Source organism: Micromonospora sp. NPDC049301 (genome assembly GCF_040678715.1).
Lineage (GTDB): Bacteria > Actinomycetota > Actinomycetes > Mycobacteriales > Micromonosporaceae > Micromonospora.
This window is the reverse complement of record NZ_JBFAQO010000005.1, coordinates 100,700-118,677: the sequence shown is the minus strand read 5'-3', so window position 1 is coordinate 118,677 and position 17,978 is coordinate 100,700. Positions and strand designations below refer to the sequence as shown.

The following is a 17,978-nucleotide window of genomic DNA, read 5'->3' as shown; positions in this document are numbered from 1 at the left end:
GAGTGGCTATGACGGGTCAGGTGCGCGGCGTCCAATTGGCGCGTCTGCTCGGGCAGTGGCACGCCCTGCCGGGCCGTCGCCGCAGTCCCGACTACGCCGCCCTGGCCGGCGCGGTGCGCGGGCTGCTCGCCGACGGCCGGCTGCCGCTGGGCGTCCGCCTGCCGGCGGAACGGGAGCTGGCCGAGGCGCTGCGGATCAGCCGCACCACGGTCACCGCCGCGTACCGGCAGCTGCGCGAGACCGGGCACCTGGCCAGCCGCCGGGGCGCCGGGAGCTGGACCATGCTGCCCGGCAACCACCGGGTGGCCAGCACCGGGCTGTGGACCCCGCTGGACGACCGGGAGATGATCGACCTCGGTGCGGCCGCGCCGGCCGCCCCGCCGCAGCTGCTGGCGGCGGCCCGGGCCGCCGCCGAGGACCTGCCCCGCTACCTGGGCGGGGCCGGGTACCACCCGACCGGCATCATCGAGCTGCGCGAGGCGGTGGCCGACGGGTACACCGCCCGGGGTCTGCCCACCTCGGCCGACCAGATCATGGTCACCAGCGGCACCCAGCACGCGCTGGACCTGGTGCTGCGACTCGCCCTGGCGCCCGGCGGCAGCGTGCTGGTCGAGTCACCGACCTACCCCAACGCGCTCGCCGCGCTGGCCGGCCGGCGCGCCCGCATCACCACCCACGGCCTGGCCGCCGACGCCGGCGGCTGGGAATCGGACCTGCTCCTGGGCAGCCTGCGGCAGACCCGGCCCAAGCTGGCCTACCTGATCCCGGAGTTCCAGAACCCGACCGGGCACCTGATGCCGGCGGCACTGCGCGAGCGGGTGGTGGCCGCCGCCCACGCCGTCGGCACCGACCTGGTCGTCGACGAGTCCTTCGTGGACCTGCCGCTGGACGGGACCGAACTGCCCCCGCCGACGGCCACCTTCGACCGGCACAGCCGGGTGGTCAGCATCGGCGGGATGAGCAAGCCGTACTGGGGTGGTCTGCGGATCGGCTGGGTGCGTGCCTCCGCGCCGCAGGTGCAGCGGCTGGCCGCCGTCCGGGTCGGCGTGGACATGGCCAGCCCGGTGCTGGACCAACTCGTCGCCGTGCACCTGCTCGCCGACGCGCCCGCCATCGTCGCGGACCGCCGTGCCCAGCTCGCCGCCCAGCGCGACGCGCTGCTCGGCGCGCTGGCGCAGCGGCTGCCGGACTGGCGGGTCACCGTGCCGCGCGGCGGCGTGACGCTCTGGGCCGAGCTGGACGGCCCGGTCTCCAGCGCGCTGGCCCGGGCGGCCGAGGACGTCGGCGTCCGGCTGGCGCCCGGCCCCCGGTTCGGCCTGGACGGCACCCTGGAGCGCTTCCTGCGGCTGCCGTTCACCCTGCCCGCCGCCGATCTGGTCGAGGCCGTCGGGCGGATCGCCGCGGTCCGCTACGACCTGGACCGCAGCGGCCGGCAGCGGTGGCGGGAGCCCGCCGTCATCGCCTGAAACCCACCGCGGATGCGGGTGATGACCGAGGGCTCCACGGTGACCCCGCTGGAGCCGTCTGCGTCGGACTGGTGGTCGCCGAGGTGCGGCTGTTCGTCCGCCGATCGGGCCTGCCGGTCCGTGCCCGGCTGACAGACTGCCGAGGTGGGCAGTGCCGGCGGTGTCCGATGGTCGCGGAGCATCCGGCCGAGCGCCCCCGGCTCCCGTACCACCCGGCTGGAACTCTTCTACGACCTCGTCTTCGCCTTCGCCTTCCTCAATGTCACCACGCTGACCTGCGGCAACATCGAACGCGGCGGGGCTGACCCGTTGCCTGGTGGTGCTGGTGGCGGGCTCGGCATGTGGCGGCTGCCGTCGGCTGTGGCGGTGGGGCTGCTCGTGGTGCTGGTGCCGGTGACGGCCCGGCTGCCGGAACTGATCGCGCTCGCCCTGCTCGGCCTGGTCGTGTTGGCGTTGACGGTGGTGCAGACGTTGGTCGACGCGCCGCTGCGCCGGCAGGTGCGCGAGGTGGCGCTGACCGAGCAGTTCGCCGCCGAGACCGACCAGACGCACTGGCGGGGGAGCACCTGTGACGCCGGCGGTCCCGCACCCCACGGGGAGCGGGACCACCGGCGGCGGACTCAGAGCTCGGCGAGCGTGCCGGCGTACATCTTGTCGATCTCGGCGGCGAAGTTGCTCTCCACACCGCGCCGCTTGATCTTCATGGACGGGGTGATCTCACCGTCCTCGATGGTCAGGTCGCGCGGCAGGATCGTCACCTTCTTGATCGTCTCCCAGCGGTTGAGCTTGGCGTTGAGCTGGGCGACGTACTCCTCGACCATCGCCTGGGCCTCCGGTGAGACGACGATGGCCGAGTAGTCGCGGCCCTCCAGCGGGCCGCCGGCCACCCAGCCGCGGATCGCGTCCGGGTCCAACGTGACCAGCATCGTGCAGAAGTTGCGGGCCTGCCCGACGACGACCGCCTGCGAGGTGTACGGGCAGATCGCCTTGAACATCCCCTCGATGTGCGAGGGCGCGATGTACTTGCCGCCCGAGGTCTTGACCAGGTCCTTCTTCCGGTCGGTGATTTGCAGGTAGCCCTGCTCGTCGAGGCTGCCGATGTCACCGGTGCGGAAGAAGCCGTCCTCGGTGAACGCGGCGGCGGTCTCCTCCGGCAGGTTGTGGTACCCGCGCATCACCGGTCGGCCGCGGAGCAGGATCTCCCCGTCGGTGTCGATCCGGCACTCCAGGTCGCCCATCGCCCGGCCCACCGTGCCGATCCGCAGCCCGGAGGGCGGGTTGACGAAGTTGCCGGCGCTCGTCTCGGTCAGGCCGTAGCCCTCGGAGATCGGCAGGTTGGCGGCGGCGAAGAAGGTGGCGATCTCCGGGCTGAGCGGGGCGGCGCCGGAGACCAGCACGCGCATCCGGCCGCCCAGGCGGGCCTGGAGCTTGCTGAACACCAGCTTCTCGGCCACCCCGTAGCGCAGCTTCAGACCGGCCGGCACCGGCTTGCCGGCCTGCTCCAGGGCCACCTTCTCCTTGCCGACCCGGACGCCCCAGGCGAAGATCTTCGCCTTCGCGCCGCCAGCGCCCTGCGCGGTGGTGACCGCCTTGTTGTAGACCTTCTCGAACACGCGGGGAGCGCCGCACATCAGCGTCGGACGGATCACCGCGAGCAGGTCGACCAGCTTGTCCACCCGCCCGTCGACGTACGTGGGCAGGCCCACGTGGATGGCGCCGCAGAGCAGCGTCTTGCCGAACGAGTGGGACAGCGGCAGCCACAGGTACTGCAGGTCGTCGTCGCGGAGCAGCCCGACCTCGGCCTGCGCCACCGCCTCCCAGCACCAGCCGCCGTGCAGCAACTCGACGCCCTTCGGCCGGCCGGTGGTGCCGGAGGTGTAGATCAGGGTGGCCAGGTGATCCGGACCGATGCCGGCCACCAGCATGTCGATCAGCTCCGGCTCGGCGGCCAGCGCGCGGGTGCCCCGCTCCTCCAGGTCGGCGAGCGTGAGCTGGGGGACCGCGGCGGACGCGTCGGCCGCACCGTCGAGGAGCACCACGTGGGTCAGTGCGGGCACCTCGGCGCCGGCGATCTTGGCGGCCTGGGCCGGATTCTCCGCGAACAGCACCTTCGAGCCGGAGTCGGCGATGATGTAGGTGGCGTCCGCCGGCTCGGTAGTCGGATAGACGGTGGTGGTCGCCCCACCGGCGCACATGATGCCGAGGTCGGCGATCACCCAGTCCAGGCGGGTGTTGGCCAGGATCGCGACCGGGTCCTCCTGGCCGACGCCCAGGCCGTGCAGACCGGCGGCGACCGCCTTGGCGCGCTGGCCGACCTGAGCCCAGGTCAGCCAGCGGGGGCCCGAATCGTCCGGGGCCGGGGAGGCGAATGCGTGCCGGTCGGGGGTGGCCGCCACGCGCTTGAGGAACATGTCCGGGATGGAGCGGTACGGGACATCGAGAGCCATCGCTGTAGCCGCCTTCGGGGGTGGTGGCGTGACGGTCGTCACGTCATAGTGGTTACCGAAGGGTATTGCTTGCCACCGGGCATCGGCTAGCCCCGGTGATCGTCCGGGGGCTCCGTCCCACCAACCGGTACGCCGGATCAGGCGTACCGGGCGGCCACCAGTGACCAGTCGTAGGTTGCCCGGACCCAGTTGCGCCGAGCGGCGAGCACCGAGCGCAACCTCTCGTCCCCGCTGGCCAGCAGCGCGTCCTCCGCCGTCAGATACTCCGCGAGCCCCTGGTTGAACCGGTCGGCCGCCGCCCGCAGCGCGCCCGGCTCGTCCGTGCCGCTCTCCTGGGCGATCACCGTCACCAGGTTGTGCGCGTCCGGGTCGGCCCGGCTCTCCTTGCCGTACGAGAAGAGGTCGTTGCACCAGCAGACCAGGTCCACCGCCAGCAGATCCAGGGCGGCCAGCGCCGGATCGGCACGCCGGCCGGACCCGGGCGGCTCCTCGGAGGCCAGGTCGGTCAGGGTGAGGCAGGGATGCACGCCGCCGATGTGTCGGCGCAGTTGGACGTACTCCGCCACCTCGGGCACGCGCCGGCGCTCCCGGTTGACCGCCTCCCAGAGCAGCGCCAGCAGGTACTCCCGCACCTGGCTGACGAACCGCAGCAGCAGCGCCGGGCGGCCGTGCGACCGGGTCCGGCGGCACAGGTCGTGCAGCGCGTCACCCAGCGGCCCCGCGGCGGGCGGTACGACGTCCGGGTCACCACACCGGTCCAGCACGTCGAGCAGGGAGCCGATCGCCGGCGCCAGCCGGGCCGGGTCGGCGCCGAGGCCGTCCTCGTCGCAGGCGTCGTCCATCACGAAGAGCCAGGAGATCAGGTCGGTGAGCAGCCGCAGCCCCTCCGCCGACCCGTCCGGGCAGGCCCGCCCGGCCAGACCGGCGGCGTCGGCCCGTTGCAGCCGACGGACCCGGTGGCTGGAATCGATCAGCCCGAACGCGCGCGCCCACTCGACGCTCTCGCCCGCCACCCGATCCGTCGCCTCATGGCGCCCCGCGGGAAACGGGGGCTCCCGCAGCGCCGAGATCGCGAAACTCCGCACAGTACGCCCCCACTCGAGCCGCACCGGCGCGGAACGGCCGATGAAGCGTACGGGAGCAGGGATCGTCGCGCATCGCTGGGCGCGGCGCTTTCCCACGAAGAATGCGTGACCGAATAAGTGCAGACAGTCACATGCCCAGGCTGGCGTTGCGGAGCTGCCGCGCGGAGGCCGCCGGACCGTCCAGCTGGACCCGGGCCACCCGTTGCCGGCCGGAGAGGAACAGGGTCAACTCGGCCGGCGCGCCGACCACCCGCAGCGGCTCGCCGCCACGGCCGACGGAGATCTCGCCGTACCCCGGCGCCTGCACGTAGAGGTCCGCGGGAAAGCGGCGCAGTGCCAGCCGGGCCAGCGGGGCGGCCCGCTTCCAGAGCGCCGTCTGCAGGCCGGGTGCCAGCTCGCGTGGCAGCCACCCGGACCCGGCCCGCCGCACGTCCTCGTGGTGGATGAAGAACTCCAGCGTGTTGACCAGTTCGTCGGTCACCGGATTGCTGACCGGGCTCCACACCGGCGGCCGGCGCACCTGCGCCACCAGCTCGGCGTAGGGCCGCGCGGCGAGGCGGCGACGGACCCGTTCGGCGTAGCCGCGCAGGGGGGCCAGCAGGATCCCGCTGGCCGCGTCCGGGCGGCGCTCCCGCAGCACCAGGTGGGCGGCGAGGTCGCGGGTCGCCCAGCCCTCGTTGATCGTCGGCGCGTCCGGCCCGAGGGCCAGGAAAAGGTCGGCCAGCGCCTCGCGCTCGGCTCGGGCGTACCGCGGCATGGCCCGATCGTAGGCCCGAAGGCCCGTTGGCGCCCCCCGCCGACGCCCCGGTCGGCGGGGGTGGTCCCGTCGCACGCCGTACGTGACGGTTGACATATCCGGTCCGGGTCGGTGCGGGTGGCCCGGACCGGTAAGGATGAGGGAGATAATCGTGGCTTACGGCGGGGGAGAGCGTGGCGAGCAGGACAAGTCGGGATGTGCTCGGCCGGGGGCTGGGGGTGCTCAGGCAGGCGATCCGGGAGCAGCCACGGATCTTCACGGTGGCGGTGGTCGGCAGCGTGCTGTTCGGCTCGATGGTCATCGTCAGCGCGTACGTGGTCGGCGGGGTCGTCGGCGACGTGGTGGTGCCGGCCATCGCGCGGGGTGAGGTGGCCACCGGCAGCCTGGCGCTGGCCGCGATCGCCCTGTTCGGCATCAGCGTGCTGCGGGTGGTGGGCATCTTCGGCCGCCGTCTCGGCGCCGGCTACATGCAGTACCGCCTCCAGGCCGCCTACCGCCGTCGGGTGACCCGCCGCTACCTGGACCTGCCGCTGTCCTGGCACCACCGCAACGCCACCGGCACCCTGCTCTCCAACGCCAACTCCGACGTCGAGGCGGCCTGGTACCCGATCGCGCCGCTGCCGTTCGCGGTCGGCACCCTGGTGATGCTCGTCGGCGCGATCGTCTCGCTGTTCGCCACCGACTGGGCGCTGGCCCTGGTTGGCCTCGCCGTCTTTCCCGCGCTGTTCGCGCTCAACGTGGTCTACTCCCGCCGGATGGCGCCCCGGCAGGCCCGGGCCCAGCGGCTGCGCGCCGAGGTGAGCGGGATCGCCCACGAGAGCTTCGACGGCGCCCTGGTGGTCAAGACGATGGGCCGTGAGGCGCAGGAGACGGCCCGGTTCTCCGGCCGGGCCGGCGAGCTGCGCGACGCGCTGATCGCGGTCGGTCGGCTGCGCGGTGTCTTCGACCCGCTGCTGGAGACGCTGCCCAGCCTCGGCACCCTGGCCGTGCTGGTCGTCGGCGCGTTCCGGCTGCGGCAGGGCGCGATCAGCGTCACCGAGCTGGTCAGCGTCGCCTTCCTCTTCACCGTGCTGGCCTTCCCGGTGCGGGCCATCGGCTGGGTGCTGGCCGAGCTGCCGCGCAGCGTCGCCGGCTGGGACCGGGTCCGCCGGGTGCTCGACGCCACCGGCGAGATGCCGTACGGGTCGCGGGTGCTCGACCCGGCCACCCCGGGCCCGGCCACCCTCACCTTCACCGACGTGCACTTCTCCTACCCGCCGGCCGAGGCGCACCAACCGGGGGCGCAGGTGCTGGGCGCGGTCGGGTTCACGGTGCCGGCCGGGCGGACGGTGGCCCTGGTGGGGCCCACCGGCGCCGGCAAGTCCACCATCGCCTCGCTGGCGGTGCGCCTGGTCGACCCGGACGCCGGCGTCGTCGAGCTGGACGGGGTGGACATGCGCGAGCTGACCGCCGCGTCCCTGGCCGGCACGGTGGCCCTGGTCGCCCAGGTGCCGTTCGTCTTCGACGACACGGTCCGCGCCAACATCGCCCTCGACCGGCCGGGCATCGACGACGAGGACGTCTGGGCGGCGCTGCGGCTGGCCGAGGCGGACGGGTTCGTCGCGGCGCTGCCCGACGGTCTGGACACGATGGTCGGCGAGCGGGGCACCTCGCTCTCCGGCGGGCAGCGGCAGCGGCTCACCCTGGCCCGCGCGCTGGCCGGCCGGCCGCGCCTGCTGGTGCTCGACGACGCGACGAGCGCCGTGGACCCGCGGGTGGAGGCGGCGATCCTGGCCGGTCTGCGCTCGTCGGGGGCTGAGCCGGGGGTGCCGGCCGCGTCGATCCTGGTGGTGGCGTACCGCCGGGCCACCATCGCCCTGGCCGACGAGGTCATCTACGTGGAGCAGGGGCGGGTGATCGCCCGGGGCACGCACACCGAGCTGTTGGCGACCGTGCCGGGCTACGTCAACCTGGTCACCGCCTACGAGCAGGCGGAGGTCGACCGCGCGCAGGAGCGTCCGTACGAGGACGAGGTCGCGCCGCTGCCCTCGGGCCTGGAAATCGAGGTAGACCGGTGAGCGCGAGGAGTGCAGCGCAGCGGAGCCCCGCAGTCGCGAACGAAAGGCCAGACCGGTGAGCGCGAAGACGGATGAGCGGGACGAGCGGGCGGAGACGACCTGGCAGACCCTGCGGCGGGGGCTGGCGCTCTCGCCGGAGCTGCGCATCGGCCTGGCGGGCACGCTGGGCCTGGCGCTGGTCTACATGGTGGGCCGGGTGGCCGTGCCGGTCGCCGTGCAGCAGGGCATCGACCGCGGCATCGTCGGTGGTCTGAACCTGGACGTGGTCTGGTCGGTGGTGGTGATCACCGCCGCGATCCTGACGGTCACCACGCTCTGCGGCTACCTGATGATGCGCCGGTTGTTCACGGTCAGCGAGACGGCGCTGGCCAACGTGCGGACGAGGGCGTTCCGGCACGTGCACGACCTGTCGATGCTGCACCAGCAGTCGGAGCGGCGTGGCTCGCTGGTGTCCCGGGTGACCAGCGACGTCGACCAGATCACCCAGTTCCTCCAGTGGGGTGGGGTGATCCTGCTGGTCAACCTCGGCCAGCTGGTGGTCACGACCATCGTCATGCTGGCGTACTCCTGGCAGTTGACCCTGGTGGTGCTGGCCGCGTTCCTGCCGGCGGTGTTCATCATCCGGCAGCTGCAGCGGCGCCTGGGCGCGGCGTACGCGACGGTGCGTCAGCGCACCGGCACGTTGCTCGGCGCGATCGGCGAGAGCGTGGTGGGCGCGCCGGTGATCCGGGCGTACGGCATCGCGGGGCGCACGGCGCGGCGGCTGGACGAGGCCATCGACAGCCAGCGCCTGGCGCAGCAGCGGGCGATCCGGATCAGCATCGTGGGCAGCTCGGTGGGTGAGCTCGCGGCCGGGGTGGCGCTGGCCGGCGTGGTGGTGCTCGGGGTGACGCTGGGGGTGGACGGCACGCTGTCGATCGGCCAGCTGACCGCGTTCCTCTTCCTGGTGACGCTCTTCATCCAGCCGGTGCAGATCGCCACCGAGGTGCTCAACGAGGCGCAGAACGCGATCGCGGGCTGGCGCCGGGTGCTCGACGTGCTGGACGTGGCCCCGGACGTTGCCGACCCGGGGGAGCAGGGGCGGGAGCTGCCGGGCGGGCCGCTGGACATCCGGTTCGCCGGGGTGCGGTTCGCCTATCCCGGTGGTCCTCCGGTGCTGCACGACATCGACCTGGAGATTCCGGCGAAGAGCCGGGTGGCGGTGGTCGGCGAGACCGGCAGTGGCAAGACGACCTTCGCCAAGCTGCTCACCCGGTTGATGGACCCGTCGGCGGGCGCGGTGCTGCTGTCCGGGGTGCCGCTGGCGGAGGTTCGGTTCGACTCGCTGCGTTCCCGCGTGGTGATGGTCCCGCAGGACGGGTTCCTCTTCGACGCGACGGTGGGGGACAACGTCCGCTTCGCCCGGCCGGAGCTGACCGACGAGCAGCTCAGCGCCGCCTTCACCGAGCTGGGCCTGGCGGACTGGCTGGATGGCCTGCCGGCGGGCCTGGACACGCCGGTCGGCGAGCGTGGTGAGGCGCTCAGCGTCGGGGAGCGGCAGCTGGTCGCGCTGGCCCGGGCGTACGTGGCCGACCCGGATCTGCTGGTGCTGGACGAGGCGACGAGCGCGGTGGACCCGGCGACCGAGGTGCGCCTGCAACGCACCCTGGACGCGGTCACCCGCGGTCGGACCACCCTCGCGATCGCGCACCGGCTGTCCACGGCGCAGGCCGCCGACGAGGTGATCGTGGTGGATCGGGGGCGGATCGTGCAGCGCGGGCCGCACGACGAGCTGGTCCGTGACGCCGACTCGGTCTACGGCCTGCTCTACGCCTCCTGGTTGGAGCAGACCCGGTAACGGACCGGCGTCCACCTGCGCCGGGACGGTGGACGCCGGTCGGTTGGGTGCTCTAGGCTCCGGGTTAGGTAAGCCTAACCTCTGAAGGAGGTCGCGCCATGCGGCCCAGCCCCGCCGAGATCGTTCGTACCCTCGTCGCCGGCCGGCTGCCCGGTCTCGTCCATCTGGCCCACCGGCCGGGCCCGCACCACGCCCGGCACGTGACCGATCCGGACGGCCGGGTGCTGCTGCTGGTCCCGGTGGCCAGCCACCTGGCCGCCGCGCTGCGGCCGGCCGCCGGGGGCGCCGACGTCGCGGTGGTGCTCGACGTGCTCGACCTGCCGCCCGCGGCCGGCGCCCCGGGGCTCGGCCGGGCCTGGGTCTCCGGCTGGGCCGCCGAGCTGCACGGCGCCGAGGCGCGCCGGGCGGCGGTCGACTTCGCCGCGGTGGAGCCGACCGGCGACCTGCTCGACCTGGGCGTGCGGTTCCGGCTGTTCCGCTTCGAGGTGGTTGAGGTCCGTTGGGAGCGCGCCGGCGCCGTGCACCGGATCGACCCGGTGGAGTACGCCGAGGCCGAGCCGGACCCGGTGCACCCGGTCGAGGCGCGGCTGCTCGCCGACCTCGCGGAGCGCGACCGCGGCCAGGTGACCGAGTACCTGCGCCGGCAGCTCGGGTTGACCGAGCAGACGCCGGACGGGCCGCCCCGGGTGGTGCGCATCGACCGCTACGGGCTGGTGGTCGCCCTCGGCCGCCCCGGCGCCCGGCGGCGGGTCCGGCTCGCCTTCCCGTGCCCGGTGGCCGACCCTGCCGACCTGGTCCGGCTGCTGCCGCCGCTGCGCCACCGTGCCGAGGCCCGCCCGCCGGGCTGACCGCCACCCGCCCGCCCCGGCGGTCGGTCCGCCGGCGCTACGTCGGCAGCGGCCCGGTCAGGTAGCGCTGCACGGTCGGGCCGACGGCCGCGACCAGCGTCTCCGGGTCGGCGGACGCCACCGGCTCCAGCCGGACCACGTGCCGCATCATGGCCAACCCGATCAGCTGGCTGGCGATCAGCGAGCCGCGCAGCGGCAGCTGGGCCGGCTCGACGTCGAGCTGGTCGAGCACCCGGCGCAGCACCTGCGTGGTGATGAACTCGCGCAGCAGCCGGGCCGTCCACTCGTTGCTCACCGCCGAGCGCAGCAGGGCCACCCCGGCGGTGCCGGCCGGGGAGTCCCAGACGCCGAGGAAGGTGCGCACCAGCCGTTCGCCGATGCCGTCCTGGTCGCCGGCGAGCACCTTCGGCAGCAGCTCCCCGGGGTCGACCGGCGAGTTCATCGCGGCCAGGAAGAGCTGGTCCTTGCTGCCGAAGTAGTGGTGCACCAGGGCGGGGTCCACCCCGGCGGTGCCGGCGATGGCGCGAATCGAGGCGGCGTCGAAGCCGCGCTCGGCGAACGCCGCCTGAGCCGCGTCGAGGATCGCCTGCCGGGTGTCCTGGTTGCCGGGTCGCCGGCCGGTCCGCCGCGCCATCGCCGCCTTTCGTTCGCCCGCCGGTCAGCCGCTGCGCCGGCGCAGGGTGGCCGCCGCGAGCACCAGCGCCAGCACCACCGCGCCGAGCACCACCACCACGTCCCGCCACATCGTGCCGGTCGGCTCGGCGTTCGCGCCGACCTCCTGCAACGCCTCGATGGCGTACGACAGGGGGAAGGCGTCGCTGAGCGCCTGGAGCCAGCCGGCCATCTGGTCGCGGGCCACGAACAGCCCGCAGAGCAGCAGCTGGGGGACCACCACGACCGGCAGGAACTGTACTGCCTGGAACTCGGTGCGGGCGAAGGCGCTGCAGAACAGCCCGAGGGCGACGCCGAGCACCGCGTCGATCACGGCGATCGCGATGACCAGCCCGCTGCTGCCGGCGGTGTCCAGGTCGAAGATCCAGTACGCCACCCCGGCGGCGACCGCGGCCTGCACGGCGGCGGCCAGCCCGAACGCGATGCCGTAGCCGAAGAGCAGGTCGAGCTTGCCCAGCGGGGTGGTGAGCAGCCGCTCCAGGGTGCCGGAGGTGCGCTCGCGGAGCATGGCGATGCTGGTCACCAGGAACATGATCACGAACGGGAAGATGCCGAGCATCACCAGCGCGATCCGGTCGAAGGCCGACGGCTGGCCGGGCGGGGTCGGCTGGTCGGCGTACATGAAGTAGACAAGCGTCAGCAGGACGGACGGCACCACCACGAGCAGCGCGATGGTGCGCCGGTCGTGCCGGAGCTGGCGCAGGATGCGGCCGGTGGTGGCCGCCAGGATCCGCGGGTTCACGACGCCTCCCGTCCGGACGCCGCGTCGACGCCCGTGGTGCTTGCCGCGCCGGCGCGGATCAGCCGCAGGAACGCCTCGTCGAGGTCGTCGACGCCAGCGGCGGCGCGGATCGCCGCCGGGCTGTCGTCGGCGATCAGCCGCCCCTCGCGGATCAGCAGCAGCCGGTCGCAGCGGGCCGCCTCGTCCATCACGTGGCTGGACACCAGCAGGGTGGTGCCGGCAGCGGCCATCGCGTGGAACCGGGCCCACAGGTCGGCCCGCAGCACCGGGTCCTGACCGACGGTCGGCTCGTCGAGGATGACCAGCTCCGGCTCGCCGACCAGGGCGCAGGCCAGGGAGGCCCGGCTGCGCTGGCCGCCGGACAGGGTGCCGACGAGCTGGCCGGCCGCCCGGGCCAGCCCGACGTCGCTGATCGCCTGGTCGGCCTCGGCGCGACCCCGGCCGTGCAGCGCCGCGAAGTACCGGGCGTTCTCCCGCACGGTCAGGTCGGCGTAGACGCTCGGCGCCTGGGTGAGGTAGCCCACCCGGTGCCGCAGCGCGGGCGAGCCGGCCGGCTGGCCCAGCACGGTGACCGTCCCGCCCGTGACCACCTGCACCCCGACCACCGCGCGCATGAACGTCGTCTTGCCGCTGCCACTGGGGCCGAGCAGACCGGTCACCGCGCCGCGGGCGACGGTGCAGCTGATGCCGTCCAGCACCCGCCGCCCGCCCCGGTCCACGAGCAGGTCGCGGACGGCTATCGCGTCGTCCATCAAGCACCTCCGGGGAAACTCATCATCTGTTGAACTCAACGCTAGATGAGATACCGGTGCGGGCGCAACGCCCGCCGTCGCGCCCAGCGGAAGAACGGGCAGTAGCCTCCGGACCGGACACCAGGTCCGGCAACGGGCATTGCGCGCCGATCGGGCGTACGGCACGATGACGCCGTGGGTCACGCTCCGTTACCGGACAGCGGGTTTCTCGACGACTGGGCCGCGCGGTTGCGGCAGGCGGCCGAGCGGCCGGTCGTCGGCATCCTGCTGCGCGGCAGTCACGCCCGGCGGGCCGCCACCGCCCACAGCGACGTCGACCTCGACGTGCTGGTCGGCGGCGCGCCGTACGAGGCCCGACGGGCGTACCTCGCCGAGTCCGCGGGCCGGCTCACCCACGTCTCGGTGGCCGCCCGGGACGTCCGCTCCTGGGTGGACCGACTGGGCGAGCCGGCCGACTGGGCCTTCGGGCTGCCGGTCACCGCGCCGGCGCGGCTGCTCTGGGCCGACCCGCACTGGCGACGCCGCATCGACCTGCCGGTCCTCTGCCAGCCCGCCGAACCGCCCCGGCTGGAGGAGCTGATCGCCACGCTGGGTAAGGCCGCCGCCGCCCGGGCCGCCGACGACCGCCTCGGCTTCCGGCTCGCCGTGGCCGACCTGGCCCGGCTCTGCCCCTCGGTGCTGCGCCCCGCCAACCCGTCGGTGCGGGTGTTCTCCCGCCGTGCGGCCTTCGCGGCGGCCCTGGAGCTGCCGGTCGCCCCACCCCGCTACCGGGAGGACATGCTGCTCTGCCTCGGGCTGCGCCCGGGCTCCACGGGGCAGCTCTGGGCGGCCTCCGTGCGGCTGGTCTCCGGGACCCTGCCGCTGATCCGCCCGTACGCCGAGGAGATCGCCGAGGTCGCCGGCAGCGACCTGGCCGACGCCCTGGTCGACGGCCGGCTGGACCGCTACGTCGCTCAGCTGGCCCGGCCCGCAGGCCGCCCGCCGCGGCCCCGGCGGGAGCCGTCGCCGGTACCCGCGCCGCGTGCGGGACAATGGGTCACTGTGCCCGTACCTGACGCGCCGGTGACCGGCGTCCCCAGCGATCCGACCGGCCCGACGGCGCCCGCGGCGGCCCGCCCGTCCCGGCTCGACCCGGCCATCGCGGCCCGCCTGCGCCGCACCGCCGACGGCCTGGTCGCCGCCGTGGTCCGCGCGCACGACTCCGGCGAGGTGCTGATGGTCGCCTGGATGGACGACGAGGCGCTGCACCGCACCCTCACCACCGGCCGGGCCACCTACTGGTCACGCAGCCGGCGTGAGTACTGGGTCAAGGGCGCCACCTCCGGGCACCACCAGTACGTCCGCTCGGTCGCGCTGGACTGCGACGGGGACGCGCTGCTGGTCAGCGTGGACCAGGTCGGCGCCGCCTGCCACACCGGTCACCGGACGTGCTTCTTCACGGAGCTGCCCGTCACCGGGACGGAGGCCCGCTCGTGACCGACGGCGCGGTGAGCCCCGACCTGGCCACCTTCACCGAGCTGGCCGCCCGGTGGCGGGTGGTGCCGGTCACCCGGCGGCTGCTGGCCGACGCGGAGACCCCGGTCGGGGTCTACCGCAAGCTGGCCGGCGGGCCCGGCACGTTCCTGCTCGAGTCCGCCGAGCAGGGTGTCGGCTCGGCCGGCATGGCCTGGTCGCGGTACTCGTTCATCGGGGTACGCAGCAGCGCCACCCTGGTCGAGCGGGACGGCGTGGCGACCTGGCTCGGCCAACCGCCGGCCGGGCTGCCCACCGAAGGTGACCCGGTGCGGGTGCTGCGGGAGACCGTCGCGGCGCTGGCCGGCCCGATCGGGGACCCGTCCAGCGGGCTGCCCCCGTTGACCGGGGGCATGGTCGGCTACCTCGGCTACGACCTCGTCCGCCGCTTCGAGCGGCTGCCCGAGCTGACCGAGGACGACCTGGGCGTCCCGGAGCTGGGCATGATGCTCGCCACCGACCTGGTGGTGCTCGACCACTACGACGGCTCGGCCCTCCTGGTCGCCAACGCGGTGCTGCCGCCGCTGGACACCCCGGACCGCGCCCCGCAGGTCACCGCCGCGTACCACCACGCCGTGGGCCGGTTGGACGCGATGACCACCGCGCTGTCCCGGCCCATCCCGCCGATGATCTCCACGGTCGAGCGCCCGCCGGCCGGCGAGGTGCTCTGCCGTACCCCCGACGGGGGTTACCCGAAGGCGGTGGAGGCGGCGAAGGAGGCGATCCGGGCCGGCGAGTGCTTCCAGATCGTCCTCTCCCAGCGCTTCGAGCGGTCGACGCACGCCGATCCGCTGGACGTCTACCGGGTGCTGCGCACCAGCAATCCCAGCCCGTACATGTACCTGCTGCGCTTCGACGGGTTCGACATCGTCGGTTCGTCCCCGGAGGCGCACCTCAAGGTCACCGGCGACGCGGACGGGCGGCGCCGGGCCCTGCTGCACCCGATCGCCGGCACCCGGCCGCGCGGCCGCACCCCGGCCGCCGACGCCGGGCTCGCCGCCGAGCTGCTGGCCGACCCGAAGGAACGGGCCGAGCACGTGATGCTGGTCGACCTGGGCCGCAACGACCTGGGCCGGGTCTGCCAGCCGGGCAGCGTGGAGGTGCCCGAGTTCGCGACCATCGAGCGGTACAGCCACGTGATGCACATCGTCTCCACGGTGACCGGCACGCTGCGTGACGATCGCACCGCGTTCGACGCGCTGGCCGCGACGTTCCCGGCCGGCACCCTCTCCGGCGCCCCGAAGGTGCGGGCCATGGAGATCATCGAGGAGTTGGAGCCGGTCCGCCGTGGCCTCTACGGCGGCACGGTCGGCTACTTCGGATTCGGCGGCGACCTGGACATGGCGATCGCCATCCGGACCGCGCTGATCCGCGACGGCCGGGCCTACGTGCAGGCCGGCGCGGGGGTGGTGGCCGACTCGGACCCGGCCGCCGAGGACCAGGAGACCCGCAACAAGGCCGCCGCCGTGCTGGCCGCGATCGCGGCCGCCGAGACGTTGCGGCCCGCCCGATGAGCGCTACCACGCAACCCGCCGACCGGTCGCGGCCCGCGGCGGGCCGGCGTCAGCTGGCGTACGCCGTGGTGCTCTGCCTCGCCGGCGCGGCCCTGGCGCTGTGGGCGTCGACCCGGGGCTGGTCGGTCGAGCTGACCGTGCGCCCGGCGCCGCTGCCGCCGGTGCGCGACGCCCACAGCGGCGCGGCCCTGCTGCCGTGGCTCCCGGCGCTGGCCCTGGTCACGCTGGCCGGGGGCGGCGCGGTGCTGGCCACGCGCGGCCGGCTGCGGCGGCTGCTGGGCGTGCTGCTGGGCGTGCTCGGTCTGGCCGTGGCGGCCGGCGGCGGGTACGGCCTGGTCACCGATCTCGACGGCGTGGTGAGCCGGCAGTGGCCGGCGCTCTGTCTGCTCGGCGGCCTGTTGGCCGCGGCGGGCGGCGGGTGGACCGCGCTGCGTGGCGGCGGCTGGCCGGCGATGGGCGCCCGGTACGAGCGGCCCGCACGGACCAGCCCGCCGAGCGCGCCGCCGGCGGCCGGACAGGCCGCTCCGGCCAGCCCGATGGCCGGGCGGCGGACCACCGAGGCGTGGGACGCGCTGGACCGGGGCGAGGACCCGACGGCCGGCTGAGCCGACGGGCTGAGCCGAGCCGACGGGGCTGACCCGACGCGGCTGAGTCGATGGCCGGCCGACGTGACGGCCGGTGTGGCCGCCGGTGTCAGCCGACCGGCTGACGCTCCCGCTGCTGGCGGCGGGCCGCGGCGCGGGCGGCGGTCAACTCGGCCACCAGGCGGTCCAGTTCGGCGCGCCGGTCGGCGCGGGCCCGGTCGGCGCAGACCGCCTCCCAGGCGTTGCCGCGCGCGGTCCGCATCCGCCCCTCGCCGACCACGGCCCGCTCGAGCGTGTGGACGACCCCCACGGCCAGCGACGCCACGGTCCGCGAGACGGTGGTCAGCCCGATGCTCGGGGTCGGCTCGGAAATGCTCATGGTCACCTCGCACGAGGAGTTGGCGACGGTCGGGCAGGCGCGCCATCGAGTCTGCCCGAGGACGATGCTGACCGGCTGACGTTTCGCCGGGGTGACCGCCCGGTCAACTGTCCCGCCTCGGCCGTGACCAGGCACCGGCCGTTCGGCCTTGAGCTTGCTCACAGCATCGACCAGCATCACTGCGATTTGCGTCGCGGGCGGGGGGCGGTGGCATGATCGGTGGGTCGGCCCGGTGCGATCGGGCCGCCAGGCTCTCGTCGTACGACGTCGGTCGATGCCGGAGGTGGCGTTGAGTGACATCCCGTTCACGGCAAGTCGGCCATTATGCCGCAGCCCTTTTCGTGACCAGCGCCATACCCCCACCTCCTGGCTCCGGTCGGCTGCCCCTAGCATCGGCCCATGACACCCGGAGAGGGGAGTCCGTTGGTGACTGCTGAGCATGCGCACGCGGAGGGGGACGAGGCCGGTCAGGCGGCGTCCGTAAGCGTGCTCGACGAGATCCTGGCTGGCGTGCGTGAGGACGTCGCTCGGCGCCAGGAAGAGGTTCCGCTGGAGCGGATCCGGGAACTGGCCGCGGCGGCGCCGCCGCCACTGGACGCGTACGCGGCGCTGCGTAAGCCCGGCGTCGCCGTGATCGCCGAGGTGAAGCGCTCCTCGCCGTCCAAGGGCCGGCTGGCCGAGATCGCCGATCCGGCCGACCTCGCCGTCGACTACGCGGCCGGTGGAGCTCGGGCGATCAGCGTGCTCACCGAGGGGCGCTGGTTCGGCGGCTCGCTGGACGACCTGGCGGCCGTCCGGGCCGCGGTCACCGTGCCGGTGCTGCGCAAGGACTTCGTGGTCTCCAGCTACCAGGTGCACGAGGCGCGCGCGCACGGCGCCGACCTGGTCCTGCTGATCGTCGCCGCGCTCGAGCAGAACGTCCTGATGGGCCTGCTGGAGCGGATCGAGTCGCTGGGCATGACGGCGCTGGTCGAGGTGCACGACGAGGAGGAGGCCGACCGGGCCCTGGAGGCCGGCGCGCAGGTGATCGGGGTCAACGCCCGTAACCTGCGTACCCTGGAGGTCGACCGGTCGGTGTTCGAGCGGATCGCGCCCGGCCTGCCGAGCAGCGTCGTCAAGATCGCCGAGTCTGGCGTCCGCGGCCCGCACGACCTGATCCGGTACGCCTCCGCGGGTGCCGACGCGGTCCTCGTCGGCGAGGGCCTGGTCACCCAGAAGAGCCCCCGGGAGGCGGTGGCCGAGCTGGTCAACGCCGGCAACCACCCGGCAACGCCCCGGCCGGTGCGCTGACCTCGCGCCGGTGTGACGCCCCACCGAGAGGATTTC

General features: G+C 74.3%; 15 protein-coding genes and 1 pseudogene. 9 read left to right on the top strand and 7 right to left on the bottom strand.

Annotated elements, in window-relative coordinates:
- Nucleotides 1–8 precede the first annotated feature (8 nt).
- Entirely contained in the window at nucleotides 9–1,466 is a 1,458-nt protein-coding gene (locus AB0K07_RS16345) for a PLP-dependent aminotransferase family protein (RefSeq protein ID WP_363755795.1), read from the top strand.
- A gap of 620 nt (nucleotides 1,467–2,086) precedes the next feature.
- On the opposite strand, the gene AB0K07_RS16340 is transcribed toward AB0K07_RS16345, so the two are convergent.
- The 3 genes from AB0K07_RS16340 to AB0K07_RS16330 form a co-directional block, all read right to left on the bottom strand.
- Complete coding sequence (locus AB0K07_RS16340; RefSeq protein ID WP_363755793.1) at nucleotides 2,087–3,913, bottom strand: long-chain fatty acid--CoA ligase; 1,827 nt, start codon at nucleotides 3,911–3,913, stop codon at nucleotides 2,087–2,089.
- A 137-nt stretch (nucleotides 3,914–4,050) separates the two neighbouring features.
- Nucleotides 4,051–4,926, bottom strand: a complete 876-nt coding sequence (locus AB0K07_RS16335) for a terpene synthase (protein WP_363755791.1) — start codon at nucleotides 4,924–4,926, stop codon at nucleotides 4,051–4,053.
- Nucleotides 4,927–5,125: 199 nt separating this feature from the next.
- Nucleotides 5,126–5,755: a TIGR03085 family metal-binding protein gene (locus AB0K07_RS16330; protein WP_363755789.1), complete on the bottom strand. Its 630-nt coding sequence runs from the start codon at nucleotides 5,753–5,755 to the stop codon at nucleotides 5,126–5,128.
- Between the two features lie 173 nt (nucleotides 5,756–5,928).
- Between AB0K07_RS16330 and AB0K07_RS16325 the strand changes: the two genes are divergently transcribed.
- The 3 genes from AB0K07_RS16325 to AB0K07_RS16315 all read left to right on the top strand — a co-directional run bounded on the left by AB0K07_RS16325 (nucleotide 5,929) and on the right by AB0K07_RS16315 (nucleotide 10,497).
- Nucleotides 5,929–7,812 (top strand): ABC transporter ATP-binding protein, encoded by a 1,884-nt coding sequence (locus AB0K07_RS16325; RefSeq protein WP_363755787.1) that lies wholly within the window; start codon nucleotides 5,929–5,931, stop codon nucleotides 7,810–7,812.
- A gap of 55 nt (nucleotides 7,813–7,867) precedes the next feature.
- Nucleotides 7,868–9,649, top strand: a complete 1,782-nt coding sequence (locus tag AB0K07_RS16320; RefSeq protein WP_363755785.1) for an ABC transporter ATP-binding protein — start codon at nucleotides 7,868–7,870, stop codon at nucleotides 9,647–9,649.
- Between the two features lie 98 nt (nucleotides 9,650–9,747).
- Nucleotides 9,748–10,497 carry a DUF2470 domain-containing protein gene (locus tag AB0K07_RS16315; protein ID WP_363755783.1) on the top strand — a complete coding sequence of 250 codons (750 nt, stop codon included), beginning with the start codon at nucleotides 9,748–9,750 and terminating at the stop codon, nucleotides 10,495–10,497.
- Between the two features lie 37 nt (nucleotides 10,498–10,534).
- Here AB0K07_RS16315 and AB0K07_RS16310 read toward each other — a convergent pair whose 3' ends face one another.
- Genes AB0K07_RS16310 through AB0K07_RS16300 form a run of 3 tightly spaced genes read right to left on the bottom strand, consistent with a single transcriptional unit; the run spans nucleotide 10,535 to nucleotide 12,663 of the window.
- On the bottom strand, nucleotides 10,535–11,131 hold the full coding sequence (locus AB0K07_RS16310; protein WP_363755781.1) for a TetR family transcriptional regulator: 597 nt from the start codon (nucleotides 11,129–11,131) through the stop codon (nucleotides 10,535–10,537).
- A 24-nt stretch (nucleotides 11,132–11,155) separates the two neighbouring features.
- Nucleotides 11,156–11,911, bottom strand: a complete 756-nt coding sequence (locus AB0K07_RS16305) for an ABC transporter permease (RefSeq protein WP_363755779.1) — start codon at nucleotides 11,909–11,911, stop codon at nucleotides 11,156–11,158.
- Nucleotides 11,908–12,663, bottom strand: coding sequence for an ABC transporter ATP-binding protein (locus tag AB0K07_RS16300; RefSeq protein ID WP_363755777.1), 756 nt, complete (start codon nucleotides 12,661–12,663; stop codon nucleotides 11,908–11,910). The genes AB0K07_RS16305 and AB0K07_RS16300 overlap by 4 nt, the downstream gene beginning before the upstream one ends.
- Before the next feature lie 174 nt (nucleotides 12,664–12,837).
- Between AB0K07_RS16300 and AB0K07_RS16295 the strand changes: the two are divergent.
- The 4 genes and pseudogenes from AB0K07_RS16295 to AB0K07_RS16280 all read left to right on the top strand — a co-directional run.
- Nucleotides 12,838–13,524 (top strand): annotated as a pseudogene (locus AB0K07_RS16295) (phosphoribosyl-AMP cyclohydrolase); the annotation flags it as partial.
- 180 nt (nucleotides 13,525–13,704) lie between these two features.
- Nucleotides 13,705–14,139: a phosphoribosyl-AMP cyclohydrolase gene (gene hisI, locus AB0K07_RS16290; RefSeq protein WP_363756613.1), complete on the top strand. Its 435-nt coding sequence runs from the start codon at nucleotides 13,705–13,707 to the stop codon at nucleotides 14,137–14,139.
- Nucleotides 14,136–15,689 carry an anthranilate synthase component I gene (locus AB0K07_RS16285; protein ID WP_363755775.1) on the top strand — a complete coding sequence of 518 codons (1,554 nt, stop codon included), beginning with the start codon at nucleotides 14,136–14,138 and terminating at the stop codon, nucleotides 15,687–15,689. The genes hisI and AB0K07_RS16285 overlap by 4 nt, the downstream gene beginning before the upstream one ends.
- The gene (locus tag AB0K07_RS16280) at nucleotides 15,686–16,294 is read left to right on the top strand and encodes a Trp biosynthesis-associated membrane protein (RefSeq protein ID WP_363755773.1); all 609 of its coding nucleotides are present in this window, start codon (nucleotides 15,686–15,688) and stop codon (nucleotides 16,292–16,294) included. Before AB0K07_RS16285 ends, AB0K07_RS16280 begins: the two co-directional genes overlap by 4 nt.
- Before the next feature lie 88 nt (nucleotides 16,295–16,382).
- Here the strand turns inward: AB0K07_RS16280 and AB0K07_RS16275 are convergent, their stop codons facing one another.
- Complete coding sequence (locus tag AB0K07_RS16275) at nucleotides 16,383–16,652, bottom strand: hypothetical protein (RefSeq protein ID WP_363755771.1); 270 nt, start codon at nucleotides 16,650–16,652, stop codon at nucleotides 16,383–16,385.
- A gap of 486 nt (nucleotides 16,653–17,138) precedes the next feature.
- On the opposite strand from AB0K07_RS16275, the gene trpC reads away from it, so the two are divergent.
- On the top strand, nucleotides 17,139–17,942 hold the full coding sequence (trpC, locus tag AB0K07_RS16270) for an indole-3-glycerol phosphate synthase TrpC (RefSeq protein WP_363756611.1): 804 nt from the start codon (nucleotides 17,139–17,141) through the stop codon (nucleotides 17,940–17,942).
- Nucleotides 17,943–17,978: the final 36 nt, after the last annotated feature.